Genomic DNA, 20,604 nt, shown 5'->3' on the forward strand with positions numbered 1-20,604 from the left:
TCTTTTCGCTAAAAACCTATACGGACCTTGACATTTTTATGATAAAGTAAGTGTAATAAAACAGTTGAAATATGTAGGTTGAGAGGGTTTTTTGAATGTTTGAGCATGAAACGGTTTTAAAAATGGAGTCCATCGAGGGATTGAACATCAAACCAGATGGGGTATATGTCGATTGTACGTTAGGTGGAGCGGGGCATAGTGAAGAGATCGCGAAACGTCTAACGACGGGTCAACTATATGCGTTCGACCAAGATGACGTCGCACTCGCGCATGCGAAAGAGCGATTGGCTCCTTATGAAGGCCGTGTGACGTTTATAAAGAGCAACTTCGTTCACTTGAAAGAAGAACTTACTCAACGCGGTGTGACAAAAGTGGACGGCGTCCTATTCGACTTAGGCGTTTCTTCACCTCAACTTGATGAGGCGGAACGAGGATTCAGCTACAACTATGATGCACCACTCGATATGAGAATGGACCGGTCACGGGAGTTTTCAGCATATCACGTTGTGAATGAATGGTCGTTTGGGGAACTTGCTCGTATTTTCTTTACATACGGGGAGGAAAAGTTTTCGAAACAAATCGCACGAAAGATTGAGCAAGCCCGTGCCGATAAACCAATTGAGACGACGTTCGAGCTAGTCGACTTGATTAAAGAAGCGATTCCTGCACCAGCACGAAGAAAAGGCGGTCATCCGGCGAAGCGGACGTTCCAAGCGATTCGAATCGCTGTCAATGATGAATTGAATGTATTCGACCGTGCTGTTCAAGATGCGATCGATCTCCTCGCATTGAACGGACGCATCTGTGTCATCACGTTCCATTCTTTAGAAGACCGGATTTGTAAACAAGTGTTTAAAGAACGGAGCCAGCATCCACCATTACCACCAGGGTTGCCGGTTATTCCAAAAGAATTTGAACCTGAGCTCAAGCTGATCACGCGCAAACCGATTGTAGCGAGTGAAGGCGAACTCGAGGATAATCGACGTTCACGCTCAGCCAAACTAAGAGTGGCTGAAAAACAAAAATAATTTGGATTGTAGGAGGGATACCTGATGCCAGAAGCTGCCCGTAAGGCGTTGCAGCCTCAAGTTTCACCGAATCGAAATCCGATTCCGCAAGAACGACCAATACCAGCTCCAAAACGACGCACGTTGACCTTGTTCGAATCGATCCTGTATCCAGTCATGATTGGTTCAGTGGTCATGTTCGGTGGCATCACGGTGTCGAAGCATAACGAAGCGTATAACATTATGCGTGACACAGCGGCCCTCAATCAGCAAATCGATGGAGTTGCCAAAGAAAACGAAGAACTGAAGTATGAAATCGCCCAATTAAGCTCGCCCGAAAGAATTTATGCGATTGCCGAGAAACTCGGAATGAAATTCAATGAGAAGAATGTCAAGGTGATTGATTGATGAATTCTTTAAAACAGAGTAAAAAAAGAGTGGCGTGGGTAGCGATTGTCTGCTTCACCCCACTCTTTTTATTTTTTGTCGGATGGTTTCTATACTTATCCGTGACGCATACGTACAAAGGCGAGAACATGTTGGCGTTTGCGGAAGAACAGCGTTGGAAGGCGGTCAGTACGTTAGAGGCAGAACGAGGCGAGGTATATGATCGGTTCGGTCAACCGATTGCCATCAACATCCCGTCCTACCGGCTCGTTGCCGTGTTGAAACTCGGTGGGGAGCGGGTCAAAGAAAAGACACTCATGCCCGATGAATTCGCCGAAGCGGCGAAGCAATTGTCGACCGTGCTTCCTATGACAGAAGCAGATTTATTGAAACGGCTCAAACAAAACGCCGACCTCGGACAAATCGAGTTCGGTGTTCCCGGGCGTGACTTAACCGTGGAACAAAAAGAAGAAATCGAGGCGTTTGACCTTCCCGGCATCACATTTGTCGAGGAGCCGAAGCGCTATTACCCGAACAAAGTATTTGCTTCCTCGGTGATTGGGTATGCACAGAAGATTGACCAGAACGGTCGCATCGAGCTTGTCGGGGAACTAGGGATTGAAAAGTCACTGAACGATATTTTAAGTGAATCGTATGGTCTGTATCGGTTCGAGAAAGACTTGGCTGGTCGCGAACTCGTGTCAAGCGATGAACAGTTGAAAATCGAGCCGGAAGATGGGGCAGATGTCCAATTGACAATCGATCATCGGATTCAGCAATTGCTTGAGACGAAGATGAGTGAATTATACGAGGAGTATGAACCACAGCACGCGACGGCCATCATCATGGATCCGAAGACGGGTGAAATTATCGCTTTGTCGGACCGTCCGTCGTTTGATCCGAATACGCGTGAGATTTCATCGTATAGTAACTTCTCCGTATCGTCCCGATTTGAACCAGGATCGACGATGAAGATCTTTACGCTCGCCGCAGCAATCAACGAGGGCGTATTCAATCCGAATGAGATGTATGAATCGGGTTCATATAAATACGGCAAGACGGTGTTCAATGATTACAACATTACCGGATGGGGTACCATTCCTATGGTAGAAGGCGTTTGGCATTCGTCAAACGTCGCATTCTCGATATTAGCGAACGAACGTCTCGGTCTCAGTCGATATGAAGATTATTTCAAAGCCTTCAAGTTTGATCAGCGGACAGGAATCGATTTGCCTGGAGAGGTCAATAGTCAATTCGACTTTGAGAGCCCGATGAACGTCTTGATCACCGCATGGGGGCAATCGACAGCGGTGACTCCGATGCAAATCTTACAGGCGACATCGGCCATCGCGACAGATGGAACGATGAAGCAGCCTCACGTCATCAAGAAAATCGTCAATAGTGAGACGGGTGAGACGATTCGGACGACCAATCCGAAAGAAGTCGGTCAACCGATCACTGCAGAGACTGCCAAAAAAACGCGTGAAGCACTGGACGGTGTCGTCAATAGCGACGTCGGGACCGGTCAATTATATGCGTTAGATAATTACCGCGTCGTCGGGAAGACTGGTACGGCGCAAATCGCCGAGAACGGAAAATATTTAAGTGGACAGTATATCCACTCGTTCGTCGGGATGGCTCCGGAAGACGACCCGGAACTTGTCATGTATATCGCAGTCGACAGACCGAACAGTGACTCGTCGACGACAGGACCACGTATCATGGCTCCTCTCTTTAAAGACGTGATGGACGTTGCCTTACGTTACCGTAGTGTCGAGCCGGAGAAACAAGAAAAAGCAGTCGAGGCTTCGACGAAAACGACTGCATCGTATCTTGGTAAAAACCGGGAAGAGGTCGTGAAAGAGTCGAAAGATCAATCGTTTAATCCGATTGTCTTAGGCGATGGGGACGAAGTGACGGCTCAAAGTCCTGTGAAAGGTCAATCGTATGTCGTCGGTGAACGATTGTTGCTAAAGACGAGTGATTCGTTTACGATGCCTACATTAAAAGGCTGGTCGTTACGTGACGTGAAACGTTTAGCGACGCTATATCAATTGAATTTAGAAATCGATGGTACCGGATTTGTCACATCACAATCGATTGGCAAAGGAAAACCGGTCAAAACGGGTGCTTCATTAAAAGTGAAATTGAAGACACCGTCGAATTAACGCACGAGATGAAGAGGGCTGCGGCTCTCTTTTCCTATGTAAGAGGAGGAAGTTTGTATGGAACAATTGACAGTTCAGAAATTAGCATCTTGGTTTGGGATGGATGTACGTGACGAACGCCTCGTTGAACGTGTCGCCACAGATTCGAGAGATGAAAATGAAGCGGGTCTCTTCGTCCCAATCGTTGGGGCGCGAGTCGACGGTCATGACTACATCGAGTCGGCAGTCGAAAAAGGTGCGATTGTCACGTTCTGGGAAGAAGGGCGTCCTCAACCAGACAACCTTGTTGTCATTCCTGTCAAATCGACGGTCGAGGCACTGCAAACGGCGGCGGCCCGTTATTTAGAGGAAATCAAGCCACTTGTCGTCGCCATTACGGGATCGAATGGAAAAACGTCCACGAAAGATATGATCGCAGTCGTACTTGAAGGAAAATTTAAGACGCATAAGACGGCTGGGAACTTCAACTCGGACGTCGGCTTACCGTTGACCGTCCTCCGAATGCCACGGGATACAGAAGTGGCCGTACTCGAGATGGGGATGAATGGATTCGGTCAAATCGAAGCGCTATCCAAACTTGCCAAACCGGACGTGGCATTTGTGACGAATATCGGGGAGTCCCATGGTGAACAAGTCGGTGGGCGTTCGGGAATTGCCAAAGCGAAACTAGAAATCAAAGCTGGACTCAAAGCGGACGGTCGACTCATCGTCGATGCGGATGAACCACTTTTAGCCGGGCAAGGCTATCGTGTCGGGTATGATGAGACGGCTGACGGGAAAATCGAAGTGATTGAAACGTCGTTTGACGCATCGATTTTTAAATACAACGGTGATTTATATGAATTAAAAGTACTCGGTGCCCATCAGATTCGAAATGCGGCCTATGCGATTGCATGTGGATTAGCGCTCGGTCTTGATCATGCGATGATTCAACGTGGACTAGACCGAATCAAGTTGACATCGATGCGGATGGAAAAACAGATGTTCGGTGATGCCCATCTCATTAACGATGCCTACAACGCAAGTCCAACGTCGATGATTGCAGCAATTGAAACGGTCAAATCACTCGAAGGATTCTCACATCGTGTGCTCGTTCTTGGCGATATGTATGAGTTAGGAATGGATGAACAAGCACAACACGAACAAGTAGGTGAAGTCGTAACGTTCCCGGTGACGGACTGCATCCTAGTCGGGGAAAAAGCAAAATGGATTGCCGATGGGATTCAAGATTCACGTGTCAACGTCAAAGCGGTAGCTACTGTGGAGGAAGCGAAGGAACTCCTTCATCGTTATCAGCGACCGGATACTGTGGTATTGTTAAAGGCATCTCGAGGACTGGCGCTTGAGCGCCTCGTTCAATAAATAGAGTAGTGAGGTAGCATCATGTTAATTAGTTTAATCGTATTAATCAGTTCATTATTAAGTGTCTTAATCGTCATGCCACGAGCTATCCCGGCATTACGTCAGTTGAAATTTGGACAGGAGATTCGGGACGAAGGTCCAGGTTGGCACCAGAAGAAATCGGGCACACCGACGATGGGTGGGATCGTGATCTTGCTTGCGATTCTCGTCGGCTTCATCGTATCCGTCATCTTCGGAGAAGCGGTCGCTGGTTTTGGAACCCTTCTATTCGTTACGATGGCATTCGGTGTCATCGGTTTCTTAGATGACTATATTAAAGTCGTCAACAAGCGAAACCTTGGATTGACATCTCTTCAGAAGTTGATCGGTCAAATCGTAGTATCGGTATTGTTTGCATGGTTTTTATCACTCGGAGGAGAACTCGATACGTCAATCTCCATCCCATTCACATCGATTTCGTTTGATACAGGGTGGTTCTATATCGCCATTGTCATCTTCTGGCTCGTCGGGTTCTCAAACGCCGTTAACTTGACGGATGGGTTAGACGGACTTGTTTCGTTCTCAGCCATCCCGACGTTCACGTTCTTTGGAATCTATGCCCATGCACAAGATGAACTCGGAATCGCCTGGTTCGCCTTTGCTGTCGTGGGTGCTTTGATTGGATTCCTCGTGTTCAATAAATACCCAGCAAAAATCTTTATGGGGGACACGGGGTCACTCGCATTAGGAGGGGCCGTTGCCGGACTCGCACTCATGCTGAAGCTCGAGTTACTCCTCGTCTTTGTCGGCATCATCTTCGTCATTGAGACGTTGAGCGTTATATTACAAGTCATCTCGTTCAAAACGACAGGCAAGCGTCTCTTTAAGATGAGTCCGATCCATCACCATTTTGAAATGGTCGGTTGGTCAGAGTGGCGCATCGTGCTCACGTTCGGTGGGATCAGTTTAATTACGGCAGGTTTATCATTACTACTCATGTAAAAGGGTGAGACAGATGGAAAAGCAATGGCACGGTAAAAAAATTCTCGTCCTCGGCGCCGCGAAGAGCGGTATTGCTGCAGCGACTTATCTGCATCATGCAGGAGCGGATGTAACCATCAATACGGGAAACATTCCGCCTCAAGAGGAACAAGAGAAAATTCAAGCACTCGGGATTCGTTCTGTCTTTAATGAACATCCAATCGGTTTGTTGAATGAGGCGGACTTGATTGTCAAGAATCCAGGAATTCCTTATCATATTCCGTTGCTCCAAGAAGCGATGTCACGAGAGATTCCGATCTATACAGAAGTGGAGCTCGCTTATCGCGCAACAGAGGCAGACTTTGTCGCCATCACAGGGTCAAATGGAAAAACGACGACAACGACACTAGTTCATGAGCTACTCAAAGGTGGTGAACGACCGGTGCATCTTGCAGGGAACATTGGATTCCCTGCGATCGAGGTCGCGACAAAAGCCAATGCGGGCGATTTGATTGTCATCGAGTTATCAAGCTTTCAATTGATGGGGATCGAATCGTTCCATCCACGTTCCGCTGCTTTACTCAATCTATCGGAAGCTCATCTGGATTATCACGGGGACTTCAAGTCATATGCGGATGCAAAAGGAAACTTGTTCCGTCAAATGACGAATGACGATCAACTCGTTGTGAAACGTACCGATTCAGAAGTGATGAAACGTGTACCGGAGCAGATTCATCCGAGCACATTCAGCTTTGACGATGGCGACGCCTCGGTCGTCGATGGGTGGGTCACGGTTCGCGGTGAAAAAATCATCCAGGTAAACGAACTGGCTTTAGGTGGAGCCCATAACGTGGAAAATGTATTGGCCGCGTTACTTCTGATTGAACCGTTCCACATTCCGCGTGCCCATATCGAACGTGTGTTACGAAATTTTGGTGGAGTCGCGCATCGGACAGAAAGCCTTGGCACTGTGCTTGGTCGCTCTGTCTATAACGACTCGAAAGCAACGAACAACGTGGCAGCAGAAGCGGCTCTATGTGGGTTTGATGCCCCGATCGTATGGCTCTGCGGTGGTCTCGAACGTGGTGCGGATTTATCTGCCCTTATTCCAGCCTTATCAAACGTGAAAACGGTCATCGCTTTCGGTGAGACGGCTGAACGATTTAAAGCGCTCGGCGAGTCCCAACAGATTCCATCGTTTACGGTCAGTACATTAGAAGAAGCTGTTCCTCTTGCATTTGAACAATCAGATGAGGGAGACGTCATCTTACTTTCCCCTGCTTGTGCTAGCTGGGATCAATTTAAAACGTTTGAAGAACGAGGCGAGCAGTTCGTAAAACTCGTCCGTTTATATGAGGAGGCGAACCGATGAAGATTATGATATCTGGTGGTGGTACCGGTGGTCATATTTATCCGGCACTCGCACTGATTGAAACGCTACAGAAACGTCACTCGGATTTACAGGTACAATACATCGGGACGGAGAATGGATTAGAAGCCGATCTCGTTCCGCGAGCAGGGGTTCCGTTCAAGTCGATTCAAATCGCTGGTCTTAAACGTTCCCTTTCACTCGAAAATCTGAAGACGGCCTATTGGTTCTTAAAAGCCGTACGTTCTTTAAAAAAAGATATGGCTGCCTTTAAACCGGATGTCGTCATCGGGACGGGTGGTTTCGTATCCGGACCAGTCGTTTATACAGCACAACAACTCGGAATTCCAACGATTCTTCACGAACAAAACAGCATTCCGGGATTAACGAACAAATTCCTATCGAAGAAAGCCGATCGAGTCGCTCTCTCGTTCAAAGGTTCAGATGTCCATTTCCCAGGTGCGAACGTTCGATTAATCGGGAACCCGCGTGGCAGTGAAGTGCTACAAACAGAAGTCGATGAGGCTTCGGTGAGAGCACAATACAAGTTAGATGAGCGTCCAATCATATTGATATACGGAGGAAGCCGAGGCGCAGAGGCGATCAACCGAGCGGTCGTGGAAGCAATCCCGACACTTTCGGAATTGCCGATCAATGTACTATACGTCACCGGGAAAGTGCATTACGATGCGGTGTCGAAGCAGGCGCCATCTTCTGATAACGTTCATATTCATCCATATGTATACGATATGCCGTCTTTACTCGCCTGTACGTCACTCGTCATCTCACGAGCCGGGGCATCAACGATTTCAGAATTGACGGCACTCGGACTTCCAAGTGTGTTGATCCCGAGTCCTTACGTGACCGCGGATCATCAAACGAAAAATGCATCTGCTCTTGTCGAGAACGGGGCAGCATTACTTGTGAAAGAAGATGAATTGACAGGAGGGACGCTTGTACAAGCGATTCGTGAAGTCCTTGAACATCAAGAAGAGATGGCGAAAGCATCCCGTGCACTTGGATTCCCTCATGCGGCAGATGCTTTAGCTGATTTAGCAGAAGAAGTCATTCGATAAAGGAGTAGAATCCGATGGAACCTAGCCAACAAACGGTACGTAGTCTTGAAGACCGTATTCCATATATGAAGAAACAACGGCGAAAAAAAGCGAACCGTCGGATGTTTTCTGTACTCTCCTTATTTGGGATTCTAATCTTACTCGTAGTTTATATGCAAACCTCGATGTCGAACGTCAAAGAAGTGAACGTATCCGGTCTTTTCTGGTTAGAAAAGTCGTACGTGTTTCAAGATGTGGAACTCGACACGACGACAAAGTTTATTAGTCTGTCCCCAAAAAAGATGAGTGAGCAGATGGAACAGCTGCCTGGTGTCAAACAGGTAGAGATCGATCGCTCTTGGTACAACAACGTTCAAATCAACGTGACAGAAGAAAAGATGATTGCCTACGCGAGGGCAGACAAGGGAGATGTGGTCGTCTTAGCAGACGGCTCGCTTCATCCGACCGGTACCATTACTGACCCTCAAAAGTTAAAGGACGGTCCCCTCCTTAGGGAATTTAATTCTGAAGAAGAACTTAAAAAGATTGCGAGTGAACTCGAGCGTGTGGATGATGCGACTCGGGCTCGTATGTCAGAAGTGACGTTGTCAAAGAAAAAAGGAGAACCGACGCGATACGAGATTTTCATGAATGATGGAAATACATTGCTAACTCCGACATTGAAGTTAAGTGAGACCGTCTCGAAATACGGAGAAATCTATGAAAATATCCCGAAAGGCGAGCGCGGGACAGTCGTCATGGATGGCGGGTTTTACTTCGTTCCATACAAGAAAACGAATGAATAATCAGTTATATTACAGTCCTTAGACAGTTAAGGGCTGTTTTTTTGTCGTTTGTAAACGAATTGATAACGCGAAACCGCTTAAATTGTAGGATTCTACCTTTTCTCACTATCTTATTTGTTGTAAACTTAGACGTGAGATATCTTGTCGAAACCAACAATTTTATTGGATATCTGTTTATGTGTCAGGCAATTGGGACAGGAAAATTATAGAGCGGAGGTGTTTCCCTTTTGGAAGCGAATGGTTATGTAGCCGCATTAGATATTGGAACGTCAGAGATTAAGCTCGTCGTCGGTGAATTGCTCGGCGGAACGCTTAATATTTTGGCAGAAGGGTGTGCACCGTCTGCGGGTGTAAAACGTGGCGCCGTCGTAGACATCGATAAGACAGTTCAAGCGATCAAACAGGCCGTTGAACATGCCGAAACATCATTAGGCGATCAAATTCGATCTGTATACGTTGCCATCGAAGGGGAACATATCCAAATTGCCCCATGTCATGGAATCGCATCTGTGAAGCGGGAAGACCAGGAAATTACGGACGCAGACGTGATGGAAGTGATCAACTCGGCACAAGTGATGCGCTTACCGGATGAGATGAGTGTCATCGACGTGATTCCATCTTCATTCACGGTCGATCAACAAACAGGTGTCGTTGATCCGCGTGGCATGTTAGGCTATCGACTTGAGATGCACGGGAAAATGGTAACCGGATCGAAGACCATTTTACATAGTATTCGTCGTTCGATCGAACGGGCCGGATTACAACTCGAAGGATTTATTTTAGGAAATCTTGCACTCGGCATGAGCGCGGCTTCTGTAGATGAAATCGATTTAGGAATCGGCCTTGTCGATGTCGGACATGAAAAAACGACGGTTTCCGTATTTTATCGGGGAGACCTCGTCTATTCATATATCCTCCCGGTCGGTGGGGACCATATGACGAGAGATTTGGTGTATAAGCTCAATTGTAATTATCAAGACGCCAAAGTTGCGAAAGAAGAATACGGTCTCGCTCTTGAAGAAATGGCCGACGGGACAGAAGGTTTCTCCTATACGAATATCAATGGGGAAGTGGCGTTCGAACCACAATCAGAAATTAGCTACGTTTTAGAAGCAAGAATAGAGGAAATGTTTACCCTTATGTTGAATAAGGTTCAAAAAGTAGGTGTTCCGATGCTAAATGGCGGATACTTACTTTGCGGTGGAGCAGCCGCTCTGCCTGGTATTCAGGAATTGGCGACTCGGATTATGGGCCAAAAGACGAGATTGTACCAACCTTCGTCGATTGGTGTCAGACATCCGAAGTACGCGACAGCCGTTGGCGTATTGAAATATGTGTTGATGAGCGATCATCACGTTTCGAAATCTCAACTTGAAAAACCGGAAGTTCGTCAGGAAACACTTCACACGAAGCAAGAAGCGACCGATATTCATGTAGGAGAGAACGAATACGAGACCGATCAGGAATCGAAAAAAGGGTTTAGTCGTTTGATGGAAAAATTATTTGGCGTTTAAGCTGATGTTGAATACAACTTGGAAAATACGTAGGGGGATACCTGAATGATGTACTTTGATGAGGCGATTGACGCCGTAGCAAAAATTAAAGTAATTGGAGTCGGTGGCGGCGGGTCAAACGCCGTTAACCGCATGATTGAACATGGGGTACAAGGAGTCGAGTTCATCGCTGTCAACACGGATGCACAAGCGTTGAACATGTCGAAAGCCGATGTGAAACTTCAACTTGGTGCAAAATTGACACGTGGACTCGGTGCAGGGGCCAACCCTGATATCGGTAAAAAAGCAGCCGAAGAAAGTCGCGAACAGTTGATTGAAGCACTTGATGGAGCAGACATGGTCTTCGTCACTGCTGGTATGGGTGGTGGAACCGGGACAGGTGCTGCTCCAGTGATTGCAGAAATTTCAAAAGAAATCGGCGCACTCACAGTCGGTGTCGTCACAAAACCGTTCATGTTTGAAGGTCGCAAGCGTATGCAACATGCGCAACACGGAATTCAAGCGTTCAAGGAAAAAGTAGATACGCTCATCGTGATTCCAAACGATAAGCTTCTTGAAATCGTGGAACGCAACACACCGATGATTGAGGCGTTCCGTGAAGCGGATAACGTACTTCGCCAAGGTGTTCAAGGGATTACAGACTTGATTGCGATTCCAGGTCTCATTAACCTTGACTTTGCAGATGTGAAGACGATCATGACGGAGAAAGGTTCTGCCCTCATGGGTGTCGGTGTCGCTACAGGTGAAAACCGTGCCGTTGAAGCTGCGAAGAAAGCCATTTCGTCACCTCTTCTCGAATCATCAATCGAAGGAGCGAAAGGTGTCTTGATGAACATCACGGGTGGACTTAGCCTCAGCTTGTTTGAAGTAACAGAGGCGGCTCAAATCGTTCAAAGTGCAGCTGATGAAGAAGTGAACTTAATCTTCGGTTCGGTCATCAACGAAAACTTGAACGACGAGATCATCGTCACCGTGATTGCAACTGAATTCGCTGAAGAAGCGCAAGGGGCGAACCCATTCCTTCAGCAACCGAAAAAACAGCCTGAGGTTGAGAACAAGGAACCCCAACCAAAAGCAAATGAAACGGCTCAACAAGACGAAGGGAACTTCCATCGTCCTGTTTATGGGGGAGACGTCCCAGATGAGACGATCAACATCCCTGCGTTTGTGAGACAACGCCGTAACTAAACAACTTGGGGTGCCGGTATTCGGCATCCCTTTTTCTAAAAGGAGAGACCGATGCAACTGTTACATACTTGGGAAACCGAAACGAATCGCTATCATGCTTATGTGACGACGCGAACGAACGGACATAACGCTGGTAACGTCGGATTACACGTGGGGGATGAAGTCAACCGAGTCGTCGAAAATCGTCGACAGTTCTTTGAACAATCAGGACTCTCGCTAGGCGATTCCGTGTGGGCCGATCAAGTGCACGGAACAACGGTTCAAGTCGTCGATTCGTCTGATAAAGGTAAAGGAGCGTTCCAGTATGATGAGGCGATTCCTCAAACGGATGGATTGCTCACGATGGAGGACGCGTTACCATTAGCACTCGTCTTTGCCGACTGCGTACCTCTCTTCTTCTGTGCGAAAGAGCACGGAGTCATTGGGATTGCCCATGCCGGGTGGAAAGGTACGGTCGGAAACATTGTACAGTCCATGCTCGAAACGTTTGCGGAGCAAGGAATCGAGGCGACCGATGTGGACATGCTCGTCGGTCCATCCATCTCGGGAGATGACTATGAGGTCGATGGTCGCGTCCTACAGGCCGTCCGGGAAGTCTCACCCGTTGCATATGAACAGGCCGTGCGAAACGAGTCAGGGGACCACGCCCTTTTGTCCCTCCAAACCGTCAATGAAGTATTGGCAAAAGAACATGACACACTAGTCATGCAATCGAATTTAACGACTGGCGCAGATGCCCCGTATTTCTCCTATCGAGATGGAGAAATGAAACGTCGGTTTGCAGCAGTCATCGTCAAGGAGCGGAAATTGTGAGTATTTCAGATAATGTAAAGGAAGTTCAATCCATCATTTCATCACACGTTCAAGATGTGGACCCTACTTTGATTGCCGTCACGAAATCGGTCGGTGTCGATGTGGCCAATGCTCTCTACGAAGAAGGGATTCGTGACTTTGGAGAAAACCGTCCGGATTCTTTACTCGAGAAAGTTGAAGGGATGCCGAAGGATGCGAGATTTCATTTTATCGGTACGTTACAGACGCGAAAAGTGAGACAAATCATTGATCACGTCGCAGCAATCCATTCGCTCGACCGTTTGTCTCTCGCAGCAGAGATTGACAAGCGTGCGGACCGAATGATTGATTGTTTCGTTCAAGTGAACACATCAGGAGAAGATTCAAAACATGGTCTGGAAATAGAGGAAGTCGCGCCCTTCATCGAGAACTGTAAACAGTATCCTCATATTCGAATCATCGGACTAATGACGATGGCACCATTCACTGAAGATGAGTCCATCCTTCGTGAAACGTTCCGCCGTCTCCGTCATTTACGTGATGAAGTGAAGGCAAAGGCGTATGAACACGCACCTTGCACGGAACTGTCGATGGGGATGTCAAACGATTATCCAATCGCGATTGAAGAAGGCGCATCGTTTGTTCGTATTGGTACCGTACTTGTGCAATAATATATCTTAAGGAGGAATCCGTTATGTCAATCAAAAACAAAATGAAAGATTTCTTTGGACTCGAGGAAGATCCGAACAGCACATATGAGGAAGAAGAGTACGCAGTTGCAAATGCAGCCGCTCCTTCTACGACTGAAACATCGGTCGTCAGACAGGATGATCGCCCAAAATCAGCAAATAATCTCGTAGCGCTCAATACAAAAAAGAAAGACCGTTCGAAAGTCGTATTGGCTGAGCCACGTGTGTTCGCTGAAGCGCAAGACATCAGCGATCATCTGAAAGAAAACCGTGCTGTCATCGTCAACCTTCAGCGCATGTCAAAAGAGCAATCGCGTCAAGTCGTCAACTTCCTCTCAGGTGTCGTATATGCCCTTGAGGGATCGATGACTTCGATTGGACATAACACGATTCTGTGTACTCCGAACAACGTCGAATTGACGGGTTCAATTTCAAACTTGATTTCGGAGGATGAACTTCACAGTAAAGGGTGGTAACTGAATGGAAAACGTAATCCCTGCCTTAGGCAACACGTTGAGCGACTTACTTGGTATCTATAGTTGGGTCCTCATCGGTTATATTTTATTATCATGGTTCCCGAACGCACGTGAATCTAAATTTGGTCAAATCTTATCGTTTTTGTGTGAACCGTTTTTGGCGCCGTTTCGTCGAATCATCCCACCGATTGGTGGCATGCTTGATATTTCCCCAATCGTGGCGTTGTTCGTGTTACGTATGGCCCAATCTGGGATCGCTGCGATTTTTGGGTGACGTATGAGCGTCTATGACCATTATCGACCAAGTGAACGCGCGTTCGTGGAGCAAGTGCTCGACTGGGTACAGCAAGTGGAGAATAGCTATGTGCTGAAGTTGACGGATTTCTTAGATCCGCGTGAACAGCAAATCGTCAAACAGCTCGTCGGGAAACAACTTGTCATTCATGATGATGGTGGATTTAAAGGGGCGGAACGACGTCGACTGATTTTGGCCCCGGATTATTATGAACTGAATGCCGATGATTTCGAAATTGAGGTCCGCCGAATCGAGTATCCGACAAAATTCGTGGACTTGACGCATCGACAAGTGACAGGGACATTGCTGAACGCTGGACTGAAGCGCAAAAAGTTCGGTGACGTCGTTCTTGACGAGGAGATCGTACAATTTGCGACGACGCGAGAAGCGGTCGGGTTCATCGAAATGAACCTCGAGCGTGTCGGAAAAGCAAAAGTCCGTATTTCCTCTGTGGCGAAAGAAGATATTCTCATCGTTCCAAAAACGGAGTGGGTAGAAGGCTTTGGCATCGTGTCCTCGTTACGATTTGATACGGTCGCAAGCGAGGTGCTTAATATTTCTCGGCAAAAAGCCCAGGCACTCGTCAAACATGGCGACTGTAAAGTGAACCATAAAGTCATTGAAGACGCGAGCTTCATCCTTGAGCCGGATGATCTTTTATCCGTCCGTGGATATGGTCGTATCAAATTGATGGAGATTCTCGGATCGACCAAACGTGAAAAAATTAAAATCCAGTATGGCACCATACGTTGAATTTAGGAGGAAAGTCGAATGGCGTTGACACCGATTGATATTCATAATAAAGAATTCTCTTCCCGTTTTCGTGGGTACGACATCGATGAGGTCAATGAATTTTTAGATCAAATCATTAAAGAGTTTGAACTATTGATTCGTGAGAATCGACGGTATGAAGAACTTGTCAACGATATGCAAGCCCGCATTGACTACTTCTCCTCGATGGAAGATACGTTGAACAAGTCGATTATCGTGGCGCAGGAAGCAGCGGAAGAAGTGAAGAACAATGCTCAAAAAGAAGCGAGTCTCATTTTGAAGCAAGCGGAACGTGAAGCGTTCGCTCGTGAAGAAGAAGCGGCGCGCAAAGAGCAACTTGCTGAACGTGAAGTCGTCCAAATGCTCAAGAAAGTCGAGTTGTATCGAACACGATTCCGTGTCCTCGTCGACGCCCAAATGGAGCTCTTAAACAGCACAGAGTGGGAGACGATTGTCGGGGAGCCGCCTGTGCAGACGGTTCTTGACGATAGATCAGAACTTGCGTATAATGACCACGAAGTCACACAGAATGAAGAACAACATGGATAAATGATCAACACGTTGAGTAGGACGCGTCGATCGAGTCATACCTACGAAGCGACTTAGGGACGGTGAGAGCCTAAGAGAAAGACTCGAATCGGTATCCCCTATGAGTCGTCGCGCTGAACTATAGTAAGCGTGACCGCCTGACCTCGTTATCGGTTACCGAGAGCGGTCTCATGAGAGTGAGACTAGTAGGGTGGTACCGCGAGTCAACCAACTCGTCCCTATCAGGGATGGGTTGGTTTTTTTGTTTTCTAAAAAATGTTGATGGAGGAGTTTCGATGAACTACAAAGACACGCTATTAATGCCAAACACAGAATTCGCAATGCGTGGGAATTTACCAAAACGCGAACCGGCGATGCAAACAGAATGGGAAGACATGGACCTTTACAACAAGGTACAAGAAAAAAATGCGGGGAAACCGCAATATATCTTACATGATGGACCTCCATATGCGAACGGCGACATCCACATGGGACACGCGATGAACAAAGTATTAAAAGACATCATCGTGCGTTTCAAAGGGATGAATGGCTATCAGTCTCCAATGATTCCAGGTTGGGATACACATGGTCTTCCAATCGAGAACGCCCTTCAAAAAGCTGGCGTCAACCGTAAGGAAATGACGGTCGCTGAATTCCGTGAAAAGTGTGCAGAATATGCGATGGAACAAGTGAACTCGCAACGCGAACAATTTAAACGTCTCGGTCTTCTCGCAGACTTTGAGAACCCATACATCACGCTCCTTCCTGAATACGAGGCGGCGCAAATCCGCTTGTTCGGGTCGATGGCTGAGAAAGGATACATCTACAAAGGGAAGAAACCGGTCTACTGGTCACCATCCTCGGAGTCAGCACTCGCGGAAGCTGAAATTGAATATTACGATAAAAAATCACCGGCTATTTACGTGGCATTCCGTGTCGTGGACGGTAAAGATACATTGACGTCAAATGATCACTTCGTCATCTGGACGACAACGCCATGGACAATCCCGGCCAACCTTGGAATCGCGGTGAGTGATGAGTTAACGTACACGCGTATCGAGCATGAAGGGAAAGGCTATATCGTCGCAGAAACGCTCGTTGAAGAAGTGACGGCAGCGCTTGGATGGTCTGACTATACAGTGAGCGGTTCATGGAAGGGTCGCGATTTTGAATATATGACGGCACAGCATCCTTTGTATGACCGGACGTCACTCGTCATCCTTGGTGATCATGTCACTGCGGATGCGACGGGACTCGTGCATACGGCCCCTGGACACGGGGAAGACGACTATCGTGTCGGACAGGCTTACGGATTAGACGTCCTTTGCCCGGTAGATGATCGTGGCTACATGACAGACGAAGCCCCTGGTTTCGAGGGTCTCTTCTACGAAGATGCGAATAAACAAATCGGGATGAAGCTTGAAGAGAACGGCTACTTGCTCAACTTGAAGTTCATCAAGCACTCGTACCCGCATGACTGGCGTACGAAAAAGCCGGTCATCTTCCGTGCGACGCCACAATGGTTCGCATCGATCAAAGATTTCCGTGAAGATATGCTTCGTGAAATCGAAGAAGTGAACTGGGTTCCTGAATGGGGGATGACACGTCTTTACAACATGGTCCGTGACCGTGGAGACTGGGTCATCAGCCGTCAACGTGCTTGGGGTGTTCCAATCCCAATCTTCTACGCTGAAGATGGTACTGAAATCATCACGAACGAAACGATTGACCACATTGCGAACTTGTTCCGCGAGCACGGGTCAAATGTATGGTATGAGCGTGAAGCGAAAGACCTTCTCCCTGAAGGCTTCACACATCCGAACAGCCCGAATGGCGAGTTCCGTAAAGAACTCGACATCATGGACGTCTGGTTCGATTCAGGTTCTTCACACGCTGGTGTATTGGAGGAACGCGAAAACCTGCGTCGTCCGGCAGACCTCTACCTTGAAGGTTCTGACCAATATCGAGGCTGGTTTAACTCGTCACTCTCAACAGCTGTCGCGACGACTGGGAAAGCACCATACCGAAACGTCTTAAGCCACGGTTTTGTCCTTGATGGCGATGGACGTAAGATGTCGAAATCGCTCGGTAACACAATCGCGCCGAACGATCTCGTAAAACAATACGGTGCCGAAATCGTACGCCTTTGGGTCGCATCGGTTGACTACCAATCAGACGTTCGTGCGTCACATGACAACTTCAAACAAGTATCAGAAGTTTACCGGAAGATGCGTAACACGATCCGGTTCTTGCTCGGGAACTTGAACGGGTTCGAACCATCGATGCGTGTCGCATTCGACGACATGCCGGAAGCAGACCGTTTCATGGCAACGAAACTCAAACAATTACAGACAAAAGTTGTCAAAGCATACGATGAATTTGACTTTATGGCCGTGTATCATCTCGTTCATAACTTCTGTGTCAACGAGTTATCATCGTTCTACCTCGACTTCACAAAAGATATTCTGTATATCGAACGTGAAGACGATCTCCGTCGTCGTGCTGTTCAGACAGTCATGTACGATGCGGTCGTTCTCTTGACGAAACTATTGGCACCAATCCTTCCACATACAGCCGATGAGGCGTGGAAAGAGGTTCCTGGGAAGTCAGAAGCAAGTATCTTCTTGACGGATTTAGAAGAAGTGAGCGCGCTCACAACAGACGAAACGGCTTTACTTGAGAAGTGGTCGAAATTCCTCGTCTTCCGTGACGATGTCTTGAAAGCGATTGAGATTGCACGTGGAGAAAAATTGATCGGAAAACCGCTTGAGGCGAAGTTGATCCTCGCACCGAAAGCAGAGACTGCCGAGTTGCTCAAGACGATCGACAACGTCAGTCAACTGCTTCAAGTATCGCAAGTGGAATGGTCTGAGACGGCAGACGTCGATTATGCGACGACGAAAATCACAGTCATGAAAGCCGACGGAGCCGCTTGTGCACGTTGTTGGACATACTCGACAGAGCTTGGACAAAACGAAGAGCATCCTGAGCTTTGCCCACGCTGTGCATCAGTAATCGGTTAAGACGAACCGGAGTGGCGTCCCCACTCCGGTTTCTTAACGGCTTGAAAGGAGACGCGTATGAAACGCTATTATGGATTGGCCATACTCTTGATTTTTCTCGACCAATTGACGAAATGGATGGTCGTACAGACGATGACCATCGGGCAATCGATTGAAGTCATCCCGAATTTGTTATATTGGACGTCTTATCGCAATAAAGGGGCAGCGTGGGGAATGTTAGAGGGACAAATGGTGTTCTTCTTCGTCATCACAATGCTTGTCGTGGCAGGACTGATCTACTTCATGCACAAAGAAGTAAAAGGTTATCACCTTCTCGGATACAGTGTCGGACTACTATTGGCCGGTGCCATCGGGAACTTTATCGATCGCCTGTTTCGTGGCGAAGTCGTCGATTTTGTCGATACGTATCCGTTCGGGTACAACTTCCCAATTTTTAACGTGGCCGATATGGCACTCACGTTTGGGGTCATCTTGATGGTCGTTGGGATTTTATTTGAAGAAAAATTACACAAAGAAAGGGGACAATCGTAATGGAAACGTATACTTTTGTCGCCGATGAAAAGGCAAGGATTGATAAGTGGGTCAGTGACCGTGGTGAATGGTCACGCTCACAAGTACAGGAATGGATCAAGACGGGAGCCCTCCTCGTCAATGGTAGTGCCGTGAAGGCGAACTACAAGCTTCAAGTGGGGGATGAAGTGGAAGTGAACGTGCCGGAAGCGGTCGAGCTCGAAGTGTTGCCTGAAGACATCCCGCTCGAAATCGTCTTTGAGGATGAGGACGTCATCGTCGTCAATAAGGCTCGTGGGATGGTTGTTCACCCTGCAGCCGGTCATACATCAGGAACGCTCGTCAATGCGCTACTTTTCCATTGCGATGACCTATCGGGCATCAATGGGGTCAAACGTCCAGGAATCGTCCATCGGATTGATAAGGACACGACAGGTCTTCTCATGGTCGCTAAAAATGATTTGGCACACGAGTCGCTTGCGAGCCAATTGAAAGACAAGACAATCAAACGGGAATATATCGCGCTCGTCCACGGCGAACTTGTCCATGAACTTGGAACAATCGAGGCACCAATCGGGCGTGATACAAATGATCGTCAGCGCATGACCGTGACGGACCGGAACGCCAAAGAAGCCGTCACACATTTTCGTTTACTCGAACGTTACAAAGACTTTACGCTTGTCGAGTGTAAACTCGAGACAGGTCGTACACACCAAATCCGTGTGCATATGCGTTATATCGGTCATCCGCTCGCCGGTGACCCGAAATACGGTCCACGCCGAACGATTGATTTAGGCGGTCAAGCGCTCCATGCGGCAACACTCGGATTCCATCATCCACGTACGAAAGAATGGATGGAGTTCGAGGCGCCACTCCCAGAAGACTTCAAAGCGGAACTCGCAAAATTAGATAAAATCGAGAAAACACGTTGACTTCTGTCACGTTCCGATTTATAGTCTAGGAAGCATAACACCTTTAAACCCAGTCCAGAGAGGCTGTGAAAGGATTGTGACCGCGGTCACATTTACGTCAATTCAACCCCGGCATTCGTATGCCGTTTTTGATGAAGACTCCCTTTCCAGCCGGATCAGGGAGTCTTCTTTTTTTATGAAGTTTGGAAGGAGGAATCACGTGAAACAATCAGTCATTTTAGATGAGTCAGCCATCCGTCGAGCCTTGACGCGAATCGCTCATGAAATCATTGAACGAAACAAAGGAATCGATGATGTCGTACTCGTCGGGATCAAAACGAGAGGCGAAACGCTCGCTGACCGACTCGCACGCCGAATCGAAGAGATTGAAGGCAAGCCGGTCGCACTCGGTAATCTCGATATCACGCTTTACCGAGATGACTTATCGAAGAAGTCGCTTGACCCAGAAGTGAAAGCGACGGAATTACCGCATGACATCAACGGAAAGACGGTCGTCCTCGTCGACGACGTTCTGTATACCGGTCGCACGGTTCGTGCCGCAATGGACGCGCTTGTCGACCATGGTCGTCCGGACTATATCCAACTCGCTGTCTTGATAGACCGAGGCCATCGGGAACTCCCGATTCGACCAGATTTTATCGGAAAGAACGTGCCGACGTCCAAGTCCGAGCAAGTCGTCGTCCGACTCAGTGAAGTCGATACGGCGGATGAAGTCAGTATCCATCAGCACTAAACCCATACCTTTAAGGTGGTCCCGAGAGGCCAGGAAGGA

20 protein-coding genes are annotated in these 20,604 nt (G+C 47.8%); all 20 read left to right on the plus strand.

Annotated features, from left to right (window positions below):
- The first annotated feature begins 95 nt into the window (after positions 1–95).
- The 20 genes from rsmH (at position 96) to pyrR (ending at position 20,565) form a co-directional block, all read left to right on the plus strand.
- Complete coding sequence (gene rsmH, locus KNO94_RS00480) at positions 96–1,028, plus strand: 16S rRNA (cytosine(1402)-N(4))-methyltransferase RsmH (RefSeq protein ID WP_214739961.1); 933 nt, start codon at positions 96–98, stop codon at positions 1,026–1,028.
- Between the two features lie 24 nt (positions 1,029–1,052).
- Entirely contained in the window at positions 1,053–1,415 is a 363-nt protein-coding gene (gene ftsL, locus KNO94_RS00485; protein WP_214739963.1) for a cell division protein FtsL, read from the plus strand.
- A complete protein-coding gene (locus KNO94_RS00490) occupies positions 1,415–3,562 on the plus strand; it encodes a penicillin-binding protein (RefSeq protein WP_214776751.1) in 2,148 nt (715 codons plus the stop codon). Before ftsL ends, KNO94_RS00490 begins: the two co-directional genes overlap by 1 nt.
- Before the next feature lie 57 nt (positions 3,563–3,619).
- Positions 3,620–4,924: a UDP-N-acetylmuramoyl-tripeptide--D-alanyl-D-alanine ligase gene (locus KNO94_RS00495; RefSeq protein ID WP_214776753.1), complete on the plus strand. Its 1,305-nt coding sequence runs from the start codon at positions 3,620–3,622 to the stop codon at positions 4,922–4,924.
- Between the two features lie 21 nt (positions 4,925–4,945).
- Entirely contained in the window at positions 4,946–5,905 is a 960-nt protein-coding gene (mraY, locus tag KNO94_RS00500) for a phospho-N-acetylmuramoyl-pentapeptide-transferase (RefSeq protein WP_214739969.1), read from the plus strand.
- Between the two features lie 13 nt (positions 5,906–5,918).
- The gene (gene murD / locus KNO94_RS00505) at positions 5,919–7,256 is read left to right on the plus strand and encodes a UDP-N-acetylmuramoyl-L-alanine--D-glutamate ligase (protein ID WP_214776754.1); all 1,338 of its coding nucleotides are present in this window, start codon (positions 5,919–5,921) and stop codon (positions 7,254–7,256) included.
- Positions 7,253–8,329 (plus strand): undecaprenyldiphospho-muramoylpentapeptide beta-N-acetylglucosaminyltransferase, encoded by a 1,077-nt coding sequence (gene murG, locus KNO94_RS00510; protein ID WP_214776755.1) that lies wholly within the window; start codon positions 7,253–7,255, stop codon positions 8,327–8,329. Before murD ends, murG begins: the two co-directional genes overlap by 4 nt.
- Positions 8,330–8,343: 14 nt before the next feature.
- Positions 8,344–9,114 (plus strand): cell division protein FtsQ/DivIB, encoded by a 771-nt coding sequence (locus KNO94_RS00515; RefSeq protein ID WP_214776757.1) that lies wholly within the window; start codon positions 8,344–8,346, stop codon positions 9,112–9,114.
- A 227-nt stretch (positions 9,115–9,341) separates the two neighbouring features.
- Positions 9,342–10,628 carry a cell division protein FtsA gene (gene ftsA, locus KNO94_RS00520; RefSeq protein ID WP_214776759.1) on the plus strand — a complete coding sequence of 429 codons (1,287 nt, stop codon included), beginning with the start codon at positions 9,342–9,344 and terminating at the stop codon, positions 10,626–10,628.
- A 45-nt stretch (positions 10,629–10,673) separates the two neighbouring features.
- Positions 10,674–11,816 (plus strand): cell division protein FtsZ, encoded by a 1,143-nt coding sequence (ftsZ, locus tag KNO94_RS00525; protein ID WP_214739978.1) that lies wholly within the window; start codon positions 10,674–10,676, stop codon positions 11,814–11,816.
- Positions 11,817–11,867: 51 nt separating this feature from the next.
- Complete coding sequence (gene pgeF / locus KNO94_RS00530) at positions 11,868–12,629, plus strand: peptidoglycan editing factor PgeF (protein WP_214739980.1); 762 nt, start codon at positions 11,868–11,870, stop codon at positions 12,627–12,629.
- A complete protein-coding gene (locus KNO94_RS00535; RefSeq protein WP_214739982.1) occupies positions 12,626–13,279 on the plus strand; it encodes a YggS family pyridoxal phosphate-dependent enzyme in 654 nt (217 codons plus the stop codon). Before pgeF ends, KNO94_RS00535 begins: the two co-directional genes overlap by 4 nt.
- A 23-nt stretch (positions 13,280–13,302) precedes the next feature.
- Positions 13,303–13,773, plus strand: coding sequence for a cell division protein SepF (locus KNO94_RS00540; protein WP_015881316.1), 471 nt, complete (start codon positions 13,303–13,305; stop codon positions 13,771–13,773).
- 4 nt (positions 13,774–13,777) lie between these two features.
- Positions 13,778–14,047 carry a YggT family protein gene (locus tag KNO94_RS00545; protein WP_214776761.1) on the plus strand — a complete coding sequence of 90 codons (270 nt, stop codon included), beginning with the start codon at positions 13,778–13,780 and terminating at the stop codon, positions 14,045–14,047.
- Between the two features lie 3 nt (positions 14,048–14,050).
- Complete coding sequence (locus KNO94_RS00550; protein WP_214776763.1) at positions 14,051–14,821, plus strand: YlmH family RNA-binding protein; 771 nt, start codon at positions 14,051–14,053, stop codon at positions 14,819–14,821.
- Positions 14,822–14,839: 18 nt separating this feature from the next.
- Positions 14,840–15,388: a DivIVA domain-containing protein gene (locus tag KNO94_RS00555; protein WP_214739988.1), complete on the plus strand. Its 549-nt coding sequence runs from the start codon at positions 14,840–14,842 to the stop codon at positions 15,386–15,388.
- Positions 15,389–15,663: 275 nt separating this feature from the next.
- A complete protein-coding gene (gene ileS, locus KNO94_RS00560; protein ID WP_214776772.1) occupies positions 15,664–18,390 on the plus strand; it encodes an isoleucine--tRNA ligase in 2,727 nt (908 codons plus the stop codon).
- Positions 18,391–18,447: 57 nt separating this feature from the next.
- Complete coding sequence (gene lspA, locus KNO94_RS00565; protein ID WP_214776774.1) at positions 18,448–18,921, plus strand: signal peptidase II; 474 nt, start codon at positions 18,448–18,450, stop codon at positions 18,919–18,921.
- Positions 18,921–19,832 (plus strand): RluA family pseudouridine synthase, encoded by a 912-nt coding sequence (locus tag KNO94_RS00570; RefSeq protein WP_214739995.1) that lies wholly within the window; start codon positions 18,921–18,923, stop codon positions 19,830–19,832. The genes lspA and KNO94_RS00570 overlap by 1 nt, the downstream gene beginning before the upstream one ends.
- 175 nt (positions 19,833–20,007) lie before the next feature.
- A complete protein-coding gene (pyrR, locus tag KNO94_RS00575; protein WP_251125751.1) occupies positions 20,008–20,565 on the plus strand; it encodes a bifunctional pyr operon transcriptional regulator/uracil phosphoribosyltransferase PyrR in 558 nt (185 codons plus the stop codon).
- The last annotated feature ends 39 nt before the right edge of the window (positions 20,566–20,604 follow it).

The organism is Exiguobacterium sp. s22 (assembly GCF_018617455.1).
Lineage (GTDB): Bacteria > Bacillota > Bacilli > Exiguobacteriales > Exiguobacteriaceae > Exiguobacterium.